This is a genomic window from Pedobacter sp. PACM 27299 (assembly GCF_001412655.1).
Classification (GTDB): domain Bacteria; phylum Bacteroidota; class Bacteroidia; order Sphingobacteriales; family Sphingobacteriaceae; genus Pedobacter.
Window position 1 is genome coordinate 1,279,804 of the sequence record NZ_CP012996.1, and the last position, 13,279, is coordinate 1,293,082.

A 13,279-nucleotide genomic window follows, 5' to 3' on the forward strand; every position below is an offset into this window, starting at 1 on the left:
ATGCGCTTTATTAATAGTAATTTATATTTTATGCTGATCCTTTGTCTGGCTTTTTCTGCTGGCGCACAGGACTCTGTGAGTGTTTGGGAAATCAAACGTAGCATTGCTGCTCAGCAGGATTATGAGCTAACCACCAGCTCAGGTTTATTTCTTTTGCAAAGTCCGATCAAACGGACTTCCTTTTCCATACTAACCTATGAAGGTTTTGGCGGTGGTTTTAAAGCCGCTCAGGAAGGCAGGAAAAACAGTCGGGTTAGCTTTGAGTCGGAAGGGATCAGAACGATAAAAAAACTGAAATTATGGGGCAGTTTCTCTTATCAGTTTGAACAAAATGACAGCATCCGTTTTAGTCACCGGCTGAACAATGCAGATCCTGCACCTTTCTATTATGGATCACAGAAAGCAGTGCATTATAGTCGGACAGATTACCAGATTAAAACACTGGCCACCTTGCCAATTGTAGCGGGTATTTCTGCCGGATTAGGCCTGGATTATGGCATGGGTGATCATTATAGCACCAACGATCCAAGAGCTGCACTCAAGCATTTTCGCCTAATTGCAAAGCCAGAACTGATTTACAACAAGGCCGAATTTGCCATCGGTTTAAATGGAACTTATGGTTACGGCCAAAACGAGTACCAGGTAGATTATCGGAATAAGGAATATTACGAGTCTGCTTCTTATCCGGAATACCTGAACTATTTGGTCAATGGTTATGGGATGATCCGGGATGCCCTGGATTTCTCTGACCGTGTGTTTGTGATCAATAGGAAATGGAAAGGGGCGGGGCTGCAAAGCCAGGCTCAACTATTCGGAGGAACTTTAAAAGCATCGCTTGCTTACCTGCTTCGGGAAGAAGATTTTGAACGTGGAAACTCTTCCGGTAAATATGCCAGCAGAGAAAATTATGGAACATTCGACCTCCATAAATGGGATGCAATGTTGAAATACAACAACGATTCCTGGGCGGCCACCTTGACCTGGCAAAAACAAGAAGGGAAGGAGTACAATATTAGATTAGGAGGAAATAACTACCTGTATCATACCGAAAAAGCAGATTTCAACCTGATCAACACCAGGATGCTGCAGCAGAAAAAGTTTGAATTGGGACTGCTGTTATCTGTGAAAAATGAAAATCAGGTAGATGGAAATTATGAGATCAAGCGCGACCGTTCGATGGCCGGATTGGGTGTAATGGCGGGCAGGGAATGGATTAACAACTCATTAAATAACCTGACTACAAAGTTTTCATTGGCTTATCATGTTCCTTTTCAACTGGATTTCCGGTACAACCCGGAAAAGCTGACCAGCTTTATCACACAAGTCGTATTGCCCGATGCAGCAATGGATAAACAAGGATATACGACGCTAAATGCTGCCGCTTTTTACAGAAGAAAAGCGAAGGCTTTCAATTGGCAATTTGGTCTGGAAGGGGAGTATCTGCAGGCAGAGAAGGCAAGCGCGATCTCAGAATTGACAAAATACCTACCCGGTCATCAAGCCTACCATTTCCGATTGTCGGCGGCCTTGTTCTTTTAATCTGCTGGCTGAAGTTTAAATGTATGTTGATTTTAGTATATCGTAATGAAGAAGTTTAATGTATTATTTGTGCTGTTTTTGGGATATCTCTTGCTGGCATTTTCTTTTAAAAATGTTGATCCGGAAGAGTTTTTGAAAAGCTTAAGAGCACAATATGAGCAGGATCCATCGAAATGGCCTGCTCCGGAAATAGATTCTGGAATCGTTTGGAAGGAACTGGCTGCCATGAATTACCCTCCCGCTCCAATAAAAGATAGCATCCTGCTAAAAAAGATTCAGTTGGGCAAAATACTGTTCTTTGATCCAAGATTGAGTACTTCTGGGCAGATTTCCTGTTCCAGCTGTCATGACCCTGAGTTAAGCTGGACGGATGGGAAGAAATTTGCCATCGGGCATGACCATCAGCAGGGGCTAAGAAATACTCCTTCTATCCAGAATCTGGCGGCAAATCAGGTTTTCCTATGGGATGGCCGCAGGCAATCCCTGGCAGAACAGGCAAAAGATGCCATGCTCAATCCCAAAGAAATGCACACCGACCTTAAGAAACTCCCTGCTAAACTCAATCGCATTAAGGGGTATAAAGTTTATTTCGATGAGGCGTTTGGCGAAAAACAACAGCGAAATGAGCAGCAAATCCTGGAAAGCATTGCAGCTTTTGTAGGAAATATCAGCAGTAGAAACACGCGATTTGATAATTTTATGATGGGTAGGAAAAGGGCTTTATCAGACCAGCAGGTCTGGGGATTACACCTCTTCAGAACTAAAGCACGCTGTATGAATTGCCATAATGGGGCGATGTTTACAGATGGAGATTTTCATAATCTGGGCTTCAGTAATTATGGGGCTGAAAATCAAGACCTGGGCAAGTACACGATCAGCCATGATCGGGAAGATGTGGGGAAGTTTAAAACCCCTTCTTTAAGAGATGTAATGCGCACCAGCCCATGGTTTCATGATGGACGTTTCAATGAAATAGAAGCCTTGCTGAACATGTACGTATCTGGTATGAAGCAGCCCAGACCAAAAGCAGGACAGCTAAACGACCCCTTGTTCCCCAAAACATCTCCACATTTGAAACCTTTGAAAATCAACCTGGAAGAGCGGGCAGCCATCATTTCATTTTTAACGGCCATTAGTTCTGCACCACTTGATTTCAAACGACCGGAATTACCCCAGTAGATTAAAGCATAAAATACTTGTACAGTAATGGGATATATTGTAATATTGCGCACTATTTATACTTAGTCTAAATAATAATAGATAATGAAGGGGAAAGTTATCGAACTGGAGGATGTCAAAAAGTTGTTTGATCAACACTATACTGCTTTATGTGAAATAGCTTACCGTATTGTGTCCGACCGCGATTTGGCGGAGGATATTGTGCAGGAATTTTTCTATGAAATATGGAAGAAGAAAACCGCCATCAGGCTGGAAGGTGTTTTTTATCACTATGCTTCGAGAGCGGTAAGAAATGCCGCGATCAGCCACCACAGAAATAAAAAAGTGCAGCTCACTGTAGTGACGGATCAGATGGAAGAAGACCTGCCGGAAGAAAGCGGTTACGACCATGGCATAGATGACCATGTGAAACAGATTTATGCCATCGCGGAGCTGATGCCAGGCAAGCGCAGGAAAATATTTCTGTTGAACAATAATGAAAACCTGAAATATGCCGACATCGCATTGATGCTTGGGATCTCTATCAATACTGTGAAGACCCAGATAAAACTGGCCTACCAGTTTATCCGGGAGTATCATAAGGCACCTTAGTCAGCAGCAATTCCTTTTAACAGCAAATCCTGTTTAGACAGCGGTTACATCGTCCCGAGGTGCGTATGTTTAAAAGAATCTCTGTATTTTAGTCCATAGCCCAGCATCCGGTCGAACGACGAATGTGCAAACAATAGGATACCAATACTGGTCCATAGTTCCTGTTTACTGAAAACTCCTATAGCTATTACAATCAAGGCAATCGCCCGATGGTGAAAAAGATTATAAGTAACCGCACCTATTTTTGTACCTAATAAATAACCGATCATCGAAATATCCGGACTAAAGAATAACAGTATCCAGATCCACCAGGAAAGCCCAAGCGTATGCTGAGAAAGAAAATAAATGGCCAGGGCAGTAATTGCTGCTTCTTCCACTTGAATATTGAGGTTCATTTTTTTACTCATCACCTTACATTTTTAATAGGTCAGGTCAAAGGTAAGACAGGAACAATCATTTTTGAATTGACAAAAATCAAGAAGTTTTTTTTCCACGGATGCGGCTTAAGGTTTCGGGTGTCATGCCCATCATGGAAGCCAGGTATTGCAGCGGCACCTGGTGGAACAATTCTCGGTGGTGTTCAAATAACAGCTGGTAACGTTCTTCTGCGGATAAAGAAATCTGCTGGAACATCCTGTTTTCCAGCGTGACAAAACACTTCCCAATGAACAGCTTTTCAAACTCGTTCCATTTCGGGATCAATTCGCCAAGTGTTAAATACTGATCATGGCTGATGGTGTATAAAGTGACTTCAGTAAGCGCCTGAATGTTCCATCTGCTTGGATTTCGGAATAGAAATCCCGAAAGATCAGTCACAAAATTTCCACTGCTGGCGATCCATTGGGTCACTTCTTTATCCGGCAGGGCGACAAACAGCCTCAAAAGACCATGCGCGATAAAGCTCAGCCTATTGCTTTGCTGCTGGACTTTTAGGAAAAATTCTCCTTTGGCTAGTTTTTCTTCCTGGAACAGCGCAGCTAACTTCTGACAATCGTGCTGTCCGATGCTGAAATAATGATGCAGGTGGTTTTCGAGTTCCGTCATTTTTTAAATGTCTTCATTTTTTGTTAAAAACAATACTACTATTATAATGCTGTTGTCTGAATATTGTTTAGAAATATTTGATCTGATACATCGGAAATCAGCATGGTTTCTTCCCATAAAAGGACCTAAATCCCCCTTTCTTTTGTCTCGTTTAGCCTCATGATTTCCGTATTAAAATCTTGATATTAGTGTAGTTGAGGAGATGCTCAATAGAACCTTATGATTTAAAACCTAAGAAAAATGGCAACAGCAAAAAATCCTTTTGGATGGACAGAAATTTACGTGGAAGATATGGCAAGGGCTCAGAAATTCTACGAAACAGTATTGGCAGTAAAATTAGAAGCGATGCCTATGCCAGCAGGTATCGACATAGAAAAAGATTGCGAAGATGCTTATGAAATGGTGTCTTTTCCGGGGGATATGGCCGCTCCTGGAACCAGTGGTGCATTGGTTAAGTCGAGCATGTTTAAACCAGGTTTCGGTGGAACACTGGTTTATTTCAGCTGTGAAGATTGTGCCGAAGAAATTTCAAGGGTAATCTCCGCTGGAGGAAAAGTGTTGAACGATAAAATGTCGATCGGAGCGTATGGATTCTGTGGCGTTTGCATGGATTTAGAAGGCAATGCCATCGGGTTCCATTCTATGAAATAAGCAGGGAAATAAAACAGGGCCTTCAGATAGAGGAGGCCCTGCTGGTATAAATTGACACGAGTTTATATTTTCTGCTTGTAAACTGATTTTCCTTCTTTAATCGTTTCCGTAACTTTAATGTCCTTTATTTTCAAAGGATCTATTGTAGTCGGATCTTGATCAAGAATCACTAAATCGGCAAGTTTACCTGCTTTCAGTGAGCCTTTACGGTCTTCTTCCTGATATTGATAAGCGGCATTGATCGTGATTGCTTTTAAAGCTTCCAGTGGGGTGATCTTTTCATCCGGACCTAAGATTCTTCCCGACTGTGTTCTTCTGTTTACAGCAGCGTATACGCCGGTCAGCAAATCAGGAGGCGTAACTGGTGAATCATGATGAATAGTGAAACTGATTCCTGCTTTTCTGGCAGAATTTGCCGGACTTAAGAATTGGCTTCTTTCCGGGCCAAAAACGCTGGTATAATGCCAATCTCCCCAAATGTAGACATGCGTAGAGAAATAAGAAGGCAATACCCCTGTATCTTTAATCTTCTGAATATGATCTGGCCTGCTGTTTTGCACATGGATTAAGGTAGCGCGCATTTCAGGTTTGTAAACCCCTTCTTCCTTTAATTTTTTAAAGGCACCAAGGGCTTGATCGATAGCCGCATCACCATTAACATGCAATTGTGCGGTAAAGCCATGCTGGAAAACTTTTTTCAGGCCATTGTACACAAATTCATCGGTAAAGGCAGGGAATCCTTTATAGTCTTTACTGGCACCCACAGGAGGAACCAGGTAAGGAATGGTTAACCAGGCTGTTTTTCCTTGCGGAGAACCATCTAAAGAAAATTTAAAGCCACCTAATTTTAAATGATCCGTATACTTCATGTATTCCGGTTTAAAATCATCGATTTTATCCTTGTACATATCGTAATCCGGGAAATAAACCACATCGGCAATCAGTAATTTTTTTGCTGCGGCTTCTTTTAAAAGTGGAATGCTTTCGCCCATCGTTCTACCGTCGCAGATCGTGGTTTGTCCATATTTTAACCATTCATCCTGCGCTTTCATCAGGTTTTGAATGGCCATGGATTCTTCTCCGGGTTTTACTTTGGGTACCGGCATCATCGTTACCAGCTTATTTAAAGCCATAAAGTTGGCATTCTCTTCTAATTTACCATTCAGTTTTCCGGTTTTTCTATCACGGCCATAATGTCCGCCCGGAGGATCTTTGACGGTTTCAGCAATGCCCAAAAATCTAAGCATGGCTGAATTAACCACACTGACGTGGCCTGAAGCATGTAAAGCTAATATTGGGTGTGTATCAGAAATGGCATCCATTTCCTCCAAAGTTGGATTGGTATGCTCTACCATTAAGGCATCGTCATAACCATTGCCCAATAGTGGGGTATTTGGCGGCATCGGATGGTCTTTAATATATTTTTTGATGGTTGCCTGCATGTCTGGAATTGAATTTACCGTTCCATAAGGTGCAGCACCCAGGTCTATCGCGGATTCCATACCTGCTCTGGAAGTCAGGTGGCCATGCGCATCTATAAAACCAGGCATTAGTGTTTTGCCCTGGAGGTCATGAAGTTCGGTTTTATCTCCTACATATTTGTCGGCTTCTACCTTTTTTCCAGTGAATAAGATTTTCCCGTCTTTAACTACCAGGGCTTCTGCAGTAGGTGCTGTATCCTCCATTGTTAAAATTGGACCGCCAAAATAAATGGCATCACCTTGATCACCTGTCGTTTTACTCTGACAGCTGAAAAGAAGCGCAGAGACCAGCAGTTGTAAATAGTATCTTTTCTTCATAATGTATATTTATTTAACACAGGTGTTACTTAATAGCTATACATTTATTGAAGAGAAATTGTTTTAATGTTTTTCAATTACCCCTGCCGGGTTAACTTCCTTTTGTTTCGTAATGTTAAATCTATAAAGGTCTTCTGTAGGAACGAGTTTTCTCGACACTTTTTCAATATCCATCCCTGCTTCGGTCCATAAGTAGGGTCTGAAACTATAAGATTTATTGCCATCGAGGTTGGCAATAAATTGATCCCAAGTAGACCACCTTAAACCTTTATAAAAATCAGAAAGATCACCATCCAGGCAAAAACGAAGAAATTCGGTGTAACCTAAACCTAAAGATTCCCATTTCAGACTGTTAGGCGCTAAGTAATAGACACTTTTTATATCCGAACCAAAAGCACCATAATTGATGGCAAAGAAACCACCGATCGCATCATCTGCAACCAAGGTGAAATCAGGCTGCTCACCATATTCTTTAATACTTTTCCCTTTATTCCATTCCGGTACAGAGCGGCTCAGTTTGGCGCTGCCTGATCCTAAAATCCTCAGCCAGCCACTGTCGATCATAATTCCTCCGGTATGGTAAATCACTGCGCCTAAAGTTGCATAAGTGGATACCTGCGCCTGGTATAAGGCAGTTTTAGCGAGTACTGAATCACATTCCAATACCTGAACTTTATTCTTTGCAGAATCCAGCCATTTCTGAACCAATGGCCATGCAGGATCGGTTGTGTTGAGAAGCTGTTCCAGGCTTTGCATTTTTTGCTGTGCAGAACTGGTCAAAGAAAAAAAAGTCAGACCGATGATGAGGGCGGATTTTAGAATGCTTTTCATAGCTATGAATATTTTTTTGTCAAAGATAAGCGCTTCTCCGAGAATAGGGCGCTTGTCTTTGTGTTTTCTTTTAAGGAAAGATGAAGTGGAATGATGATCTTAGTTTTTTAGATAAATTGAGGTTGATTTGGGGCTAAATCACTGGAAATAGCCGCAGAAAAGACCTACTTGTGCTCGGGATGACACCTGCTGGCTTGTAGGGTCTGGAAGGGGGGCGCGTAGGGTTTGGATAGCACAGACTAAGGTAATCCTACGCGAACCCTATCCGAACCCCTTCCGCTCCCTATTATAAGGCACTTCTCTTCCCGAACAGTATCCGACCAGTATTACAATACTAAGATTTAAAGTTTTTTTAGGAAACAATGGCCAGATATTTGATTGTTGTTAAACGAAAAATAGCTGCAATTTATGATGGTAAATCAGAAGAAAAAACTCAAAAGAACCGTTTCATTAGTCAAAATTCTCGCGAAATATGGATTTGGCGAATTGTTGAATTATACAAATAATGACAGCAGCAATGAGTATGCTTCCTTAACGGTTTATGAGCGGATTCGGATGACTTTAGAAGAGCTTGGTCCAACTTACGTGAAATTCGGACAAGCCTTCAGTATCAGGGAAGATCTTTTACCAAAAGAAATGATTGTTGAACTGCAGAAATTGCAGGACAATGTAGAGGCAAAGCCGATCGCTGTAAGGGAGTTATTAGCGGAAGATCTGAATATCGATCCCGGGCTTTATTTTTCTCATATTGACGAACTGCCTTTTGCTTCCGCTTCTATCTCACAAGTCTATAAAGCCACTTTGGTTACTGGGGAAGATGTTATTTTGAAAATCAAACGTCCAGGGATCCGGGAAATCGTGACTTCAGACATGCTGATCATGAAAGACATTGCCAAAGTACTGATCAGTTACAGTGAAGTATTCCGCAGGATTAACCTGGTAGAAGTACTGGAAGCCTTTGAAAAATCTATTTTTCATGAGCTTTCTTTTGTAAACGAGCTGGATAATATAGAGCGCTTTTCCAGGAACTTTAAAGGACATCGATCGATTTATCTGGCCAAGGTGTTTCCAGAGCTCTCCAATGATAACATCCTATGTATGGAATTTATTCAGGGCGCTAAAATCACAGACAAGCAGGCTTTAATTGAAATGGGACTGAAACCTGTTCAGATTGCTGAAAATGGTTTGGATTTATACCTGATCCAGGTCTTAGAACATGGCTTTTTTCATGCTGATCCGCATCCTGGAAATTTGATCGTCTTGCAAAGTGGACAGATTGCCTTTATTGATTTCGGTTCTATGGGTAGTATGATGCCGATTGAAAAAGAAATGCTGGAAGATTTTATTTCGCATTTTATGGCGCAGGATGCCAGAAGACTAATCATGACGCTGAAAAGAATGGCATTGCGTTTTAATGTAAGTGATGAGCATCAGCTGGAACGCGATATCCACGGTTTTTTTACACTGCTGGAAGGGGCTTCACTCCAGGAAATGGACATCAAAGAAGTGCTCACGAAATTCTCTGCGATCTTGAATCAAAATGAAATCCTGATGCCCGACCATCTTTATCTGCTGGTTCGTGGGATTGTGCTCATTGAAGGAATAGGCAGGGCATTGGTGCCGGATTTGAATATTGTAGAAAGCCTGCGGCCGTATATTTTGAAAATCGCCTTGCGAAAACTCAGTCCGGATGAAATGAAAAAGAATGCCTTAAACCTATTGAGGACGCTTACGGAGGCGATGAAAACCATGCCGGAAGAATTCCAATCTGTATTGAGCAAACTGAATAACGGGGAGTTGAAGGTGATTCAGGAAGTCCCTCAGTTGGAGCCCAGCAGGAAAATGATCGGCAGCTTAATGAATAGACTGGTAATGGCATTGCTGATGGCTGCTTTAGTCGTCGGTTCTGCGATTTTGATTGCTGCCGACCGGCCACCAAAATTTCATGATATTCCAGTCCCTGCGGTGTTTGGATTAATACTCAGTTTCGCCCTCTCGCTCTGCATTTTTGTTCCCATGATTTTTAAGAAAAAATAGCAGTATCGGGTATCAACCACAAGAACTTTTGTCAGAAATATGAAATTTTGACAATCGAAAGCCCCTGAAAAACATAGTTTTAGAGAATTGGTACGCCTCTTGCTATCTGCTGAATGAATGATTTTAAAACAAAGAAAGGAGGATGGTAGATGTTAAAGAGATTTTGCAATGATAAATATAAAAATGACCTGACTACAAATGTGGGCGATTTCCTGGAATCTTTACTAGGGGATGCAGAACTTTCCATGCTCAACCCTGCTGGAGTTCCTGCGGTAAACCACAGTGGATCAAGTGTAAAAGATACGGTAGTGCTTGGATTGAATCCCCAGGAACAAGTAAATTTACACAAAGTATAAACAATTTTCCTTCTGCGGTGTTGTGCTCATAATCCCGGTCATTGTGATTGATAACGCTTTCTTATACTCACCATAAAAAATATTGGTTTGGGATTTGTTCGTCATTATGGCTATGGATTTAGCAAGACATCAAATTTTAAATATAAAATCAATACTATGGAAACACAAGTTTTAGGAAACATCAGAAAGACGGTTAAATATTGGTATTTACTGGGCTTATTAGGCTTAGCCCTAATTTTAGTAGGCATTTGGGTGTTTATGACACCTCTTCAGTCGTACATCACCCTCTCTATGTTGTTCGCGGTTACTTTTCTTTTTACCGGAGTCATGGAATTGGTGTATGCGATTTCTAATCGAAAGTCGCTGGACAACTGGGGCTGGTCACTGGCCGGTGGTATTGTCGATTTCCTAATTGGTATCATGCTGGTCGCAAATCCACAGATTTCTTTATTAGTACTTCCATTTTATGTTGGTTTTGCAATTCTATTCCGCTCAATTATGGCGATAGGATGGTCGATAGAACTCAAAAAACAGCATGTGCTAAGCTGGGGCAGTTTGTTGGGGATAGGGATCATTGGTTTGATCTTTTCTTTCATCATGCTTTGGAACCCGATTTTTGCAGGGATGACCATTGTTTTTTATACTGCCGCCTCATTTATTGTGATTGGTATATTTCAGGTTTACCTTTCATTAAGGTTAAGAAAACTTAAAGATTAATTTCTTCAACAAAGATTAATTCCGTCAGCACGGAAAATTATAGATTGCCGTCAGCTTTAAAAATGAAAAGCGCCGTGATATAAAAATAGGCTGCCTCCAACAGGACGCAGCCTATTTTTTTTAACCTGGTATTTGAGGTTAGTTTTGTGGGGAAAAACAAGACAATATAGAAGTTTTACAGGCAATTAAAATACTTGAAGTCTAGGTACAAATACGATTTTTTGTAGGTGATAAATAGCTGTATTCTGACTTGATTTTTAGTGTAAATACTTTTTAAATAGAGTAGAATGCCCTGGATAAGTATAGCAGACTGCGCTGGAGAAAATTACTTGCTACCATAAATTTCAACAAAAAAAAGAGGTTGGAAATTTATTTCCAGCCTCTTTTTTAATGTATAGCTTTAAAATTAAGCGCGCTACAAATTTTATTATTTCTGTACGAATTCAGTGTTTGCAGTTAGAGTTACTTCTTCACCTAACATTGCTGAACCATATTTAGTACCAAATTTAAAGTCAGCTCTTTTGATAGTTCCAGTAACTTTGAAACCAGCAGTAGGCTTTTTAGACATTGGGTTAGTGGTTAAGCCTCTTAAAGTGGCATCTAAAGTCACCGGTTTAGTTACACCGTGGAAAGTAAGGTTACCAGCAACTTTGTATTTGTTGCCGCCAACTTTCTTTACTGAAGTGCTTTTGAAAGTTAATGTTGGGAATTTAGCTGCATCAAAGAAATCTTCACCTTTCAAGTGTTCGTCTCTTTGGCCATTGTCAGTATTTACAGAGTTTACATCTGCAGTTAAAGTAATCACTGCATCAGAGAAATCTGGTTTCGAAGAAACGATAGTAGACTGGAAGTTTTTGAAAGATCCTTCTACGTCAGAGATCATCATGTGAGTGATTTCAAAACCTATTTTAGAGTGAGATGGGTCAATTTCCCAAGTCGTTTGTGCATTAGATTTGAAAGAAAAAAGGGTAGTACCTAAGACTACAACAGCTAAGATTAATCTTTTCATTTTTTTGTTTTTGATAAGTTTTTAAATATTTAGTACAAATAGAAGGATTAATTACAGCATTGTTATTGACCTATGGTAAGAAAAAACAAAAAGAACAAAAAGATGAGCTTTTGTAAAGCACTATATTTTTGATAATATTGTACTGGCTCTCGTGATTTGTTAAATTCATTTGTAACTACTGAAATATTCATGACCGAGGTTTATTAATCGCTTCTTCATGAACTTATTGTGCGTAATTTTACTCTCCCTTTCTACAATCAATAGCCTGGCCTTAATTTTTAAAACAGGGAATCAGCTGTTAAAAAACAAGATGTTAGGGATTTCCCTACTTTGTTATAACATCTCTTTACTGGTGTACTTCCTGTGGATAGATACTGGATTTATCATAGAATATCCCCATTTACTGCGCGTCATCAGCCCTTTAATTTATCTGAATGCCCCTTTCTTTTATTTTTATATACGGAACTCTCTGAGCAATACGGATGGTTTAAAAAAGTATGATTACCTGCACTTTCTTCCTGCATTGATTCATTTTTTCGATTTGATCCCATTTTATATTTTACCGCTCTCAGAAAAGCGGGAAATCGCAAATTTGATCTTCAGGAATAAGGATTTACTGAATTACATCGGCTCAGGAATTATTCCTATTTCATTTCATTATCTTTTTAGATTGGTCATTCAATTAGGATACCTCATTTATTGCCTTTATCTGGTTGTAAAATTACAGCCGCAATACCTGAAATTAATTCATAAAGCAGAATTGAAGAACTGGCTGTCCATCTCATTAATGGCCATGGCAACGATCATGATCAGCAATTTTTGTTTCATGATGTTTACTTATTTTGGAGAAAATCAGGACCAGTATTCCGGGCCTAAATTTGCCTGTTCGCTGATCGCTTTTTTAGGCATCCTGTTTCTCAATGCTTACATCAATTTTAAACCGGAACTGGTATATGGCTATCCTGGAAATCCATTGCTGCAATCCGAATTTCCAGAAAATACTGCTGATGAAAAGCAAACTGCCATTCTAAACCCTGAGGTGGAAATTCCGGTCGAATTGGAGATCAAAGGAATGGATCAGGGCTTGGAAAAGATTCGCTATGCTTTGGAACAAGAAAAGGTTTTTCTGCTGAAAGGCATCACTATTATTGACTTTGCAAAGCATACGGGGATTCCTCCGAAAGTATTATCGGTGCTGATTAACAGGAAATTTAAAATCAATTTCAACGAATTAATCAACAATTATCGGGTGGAATATGCCATAGAATTACTCGATCAGCAGATTTTGGAACGTTATTCCATTGAAGGATTGGCCTCAATGGTTGGATTTAATTCTAGAATTACCTTTTTCAACGCTTTTAAAAAGAAAATTGGTTATAGCCCAAAGGAATATATGAAAACTAAGTTAACAGCTACTAATTCAGTTTTTTAACCATTTTAATCGCTCCTGTTTTTTTAATAAAAACAGAGAGATTTGTTTCAATATGCTCTTTTGAAACAACCTGTGGTTGTGTATCGCCTTTAAT

13 protein-coding genes are annotated in these 13,279 nt (G+C 40.2%); 8 read left to right on the forward strand and 5 right to left on the reverse strand.

Annotation, left to right across the window (positions count from 1 at the left end):
• The 3 genes from AQ505_RS05460 to AQ505_RS05470 all read left to right on the forward strand — a co-directional run bounded on the left by AQ505_RS05460 (position 1) and on the right by AQ505_RS05470 (position 3,309).
• Positions 1-1,539 (forward strand): DUF6850 family outer membrane beta-barrel protein, encoded by a 1,539-nt coding sequence (locus tag AQ505_RS05460; RefSeq protein WP_062547248.1) that lies wholly within the window; start codon positions 1-3, stop codon positions 1,537-1,539.
• 45 nt (positions 1,540-1,584) lie between these two features.
• A complete protein-coding gene (locus tag AQ505_RS05465; protein ID WP_062547249.1) occupies positions 1,585-2,718 on the forward strand; it encodes a cytochrome-c peroxidase in 1,134 nt (377 codons plus the stop codon).
• 84 nt (positions 2,719-2,802) lie between these two features.
• The gene (locus tag AQ505_RS05470) at positions 2,803-3,309 is read left to right on the forward strand and encodes a sigma-70 family RNA polymerase sigma factor (RefSeq protein WP_062547250.1); all 507 of its coding nucleotides are present in this window, start codon (positions 2,803-2,805) and stop codon (positions 3,307-3,309) included.
• Positions 3,310-3,353: 44 nt separating this feature from the next.
• Here the strand turns inward: AQ505_RS05470 and AQ505_RS05475 are convergent, their stop codons facing one another.
• Together AQ505_RS05475 and AQ505_RS05480 are read right to left on the reverse strand one after the other, a co-directional pair.
• Positions 3,354-3,716: a DUF4260 domain-containing protein gene (locus tag AQ505_RS05475; RefSeq protein ID WP_197286302.1), complete on the reverse strand. Its 363-nt coding sequence runs from the start codon at positions 3,714-3,716 to the stop codon at positions 3,354-3,356.
• A 67-nt stretch (positions 3,717-3,783) separates the two neighbouring features.
• Positions 3,784-4,353, reverse strand: coding sequence for a Crp/Fnr family transcriptional regulator (locus tag AQ505_RS05480; RefSeq protein WP_062547251.1), 570 nt, complete (start codon positions 4,351-4,353; stop codon positions 3,784-3,786).
• 240 nt (positions 4,354-4,593) lie between these two features.
• Here AQ505_RS05480 and AQ505_RS05485 point away from each other — a divergent pair, with 240 nt between their 5' ends.
• Positions 4,594-5,004, forward strand: coding sequence for a VOC family protein (locus tag AQ505_RS05485; RefSeq protein WP_062547252.1), 411 nt, complete (start codon positions 4,594-4,596; stop codon positions 5,002-5,004).
• 62 nt (positions 5,005-5,066) lie between these two features.
• Here AQ505_RS05485 and AQ505_RS05490 read toward each other — a convergent pair whose 3' ends face one another.
• Both AQ505_RS05490 and AQ505_RS05495 read right to left on the reverse strand, forming a co-directional pair.
• Positions 5,067-6,803, reverse strand: a complete 1,737-nt coding sequence (locus AQ505_RS05490) for an amidohydrolase (protein ID WP_062547253.1) — start codon at positions 6,801-6,803, stop codon at positions 5,067-5,069.
• Between the two features lie 63 nt (positions 6,804-6,866).
• A complete protein-coding gene (locus AQ505_RS05495) occupies positions 6,867-7,634 on the reverse strand; it encodes a DUF2625 domain-containing protein (protein WP_197286303.1) in 768 nt (255 codons plus the stop codon).
• Between the two features lie 408 nt (positions 7,635-8,042).
• On the opposite strand from AQ505_RS05495, the gene AQ505_RS05500 reads away from it, so the two are divergent.
• The 3 genes from AQ505_RS05500 (at position 8,043) to AQ505_RS05510 (ending at position 10,744) form a co-directional block, all read left to right on the forward strand.
• Entirely contained in the window at positions 8,043-9,671 is a 1,629-nt protein-coding gene (locus AQ505_RS05500; protein ID WP_062547254.1) for an ABC1 kinase family protein, read from the forward strand.
• Between the two features lie 149 nt (positions 9,672-9,820).
• The gene (locus tag AQ505_RS05505) at positions 9,821-10,027 is read left to right on the forward strand and encodes a hypothetical protein (RefSeq protein WP_062547255.1); all 207 of its coding nucleotides are present in this window, start codon (positions 9,821-9,823) and stop codon (positions 10,025-10,027) included.
• Between the two features lie 156 nt (positions 10,028-10,183).
• Positions 10,184-10,744 (forward strand): HdeD family acid-resistance protein, encoded by a 561-nt coding sequence (locus tag AQ505_RS05510; RefSeq protein WP_062547256.1) that lies wholly within the window; start codon positions 10,184-10,186, stop codon positions 10,742-10,744.
• 427 nt (positions 10,745-11,171) lie between these two features.
• Here the strand turns inward: AQ505_RS05510 and AQ505_RS05515 are convergent, their stop codons facing one another.
• Positions 11,172-11,753: a YceI family protein gene (locus AQ505_RS05515; protein ID WP_062547257.1), complete on the reverse strand. Its 582-nt coding sequence runs from the start codon at positions 11,751-11,753 to the stop codon at positions 11,172-11,174.
• Between the two features lie 217 nt (positions 11,754-11,970).
• Between AQ505_RS05515 and AQ505_RS05520 the strand changes: the two genes are divergently transcribed.
• Positions 11,971-13,185: a helix-turn-helix domain-containing protein gene (locus AQ505_RS05520; RefSeq protein ID WP_062547258.1), complete on the forward strand. Its 1,215-nt coding sequence runs from the start codon at positions 11,971-11,973 to the stop codon at positions 13,183-13,185.
• Positions 13,186-13,279 lie beyond the last annotated feature (94 nt).

Coding starts and splice junctions, on each gene's coding strand:
- AQ505_RS05460 (WP_062547248.1), top strand. CDS start 1: ATGCGCTTTATTAATAGTAATTTATATTTTATGCTGATCCTTTGTCTG.
- AQ505_RS05465 (WP_062547249.1), top strand. CDS start 1,585: ATGAAGAAGTTTAATGTATTATTTGTGCTGTTTTTGGGATATCTCTTG.
- AQ505_RS05470 (WP_062547250.1), top strand. CDS start 2,803: ATGAAGGGGAAAGTTATCGAACTGGAGGATGTCAAAAAGTTGTTTGAT.
- AQ505_RS05475 (WP_197286302.1), bottom strand. CDS start 3,716: ATGAGTAAAAAAATGAACCTCAATATTCAAGTGGAAGAAGCAGCAATT.
- AQ505_RS05480 (WP_062547251.1), bottom strand. CDS start 4,353: ATGACGGAACTCGAAAACCACCTGCATCATTATTTCAGCATCGGACAG.
- AQ505_RS05485 (WP_062547252.1), top strand. CDS start 4,594: ATGGCAACAGCAAAAAATCCTTTTGGATGGACAGAAATTTACGTGGAA.
- AQ505_RS05490 (WP_062547253.1), bottom strand. CDS start 6,803: ATGAAGAAAAGATACTATTTACAACTGCTGGTCTCTGCGCTTCTTTTC.
- AQ505_RS05495 (WP_197286303.1), bottom strand. CDS start 7,634: ATGAAAAGCATTCTAAAATCCGCCCTCATCATCGGTCTGACTTTTTTT.
- AQ505_RS05500 (WP_062547254.1), top strand. CDS start 8,043: ATGATGGTAAATCAGAAGAAAAAACTCAAAAGAACCGTTTCATTAGTC.
- AQ505_RS05505 (WP_062547255.1), top strand. CDS start 9,821: ATGTTAAAGAGATTTTGCAATGATAAATATAAAAATGACCTGACTACA.
- AQ505_RS05510 (WP_062547256.1), top strand. CDS start 10,184: ATGGAAACACAAGTTTTAGGAAACATCAGAAAGACGGTTAAATATTGG.
- AQ505_RS05515 (WP_062547257.1), bottom strand. CDS start 11,753: ATGAAAAGATTAATCTTAGCTGTTGTAGTCTTAGGTACTACCCTTTTT.
- AQ505_RS05520 (WP_062547258.1), top strand. CDS start 11,971: ATGAACTTATTGTGCGTAATTTTACTCTCCCTTTCTACAATCAATAGC.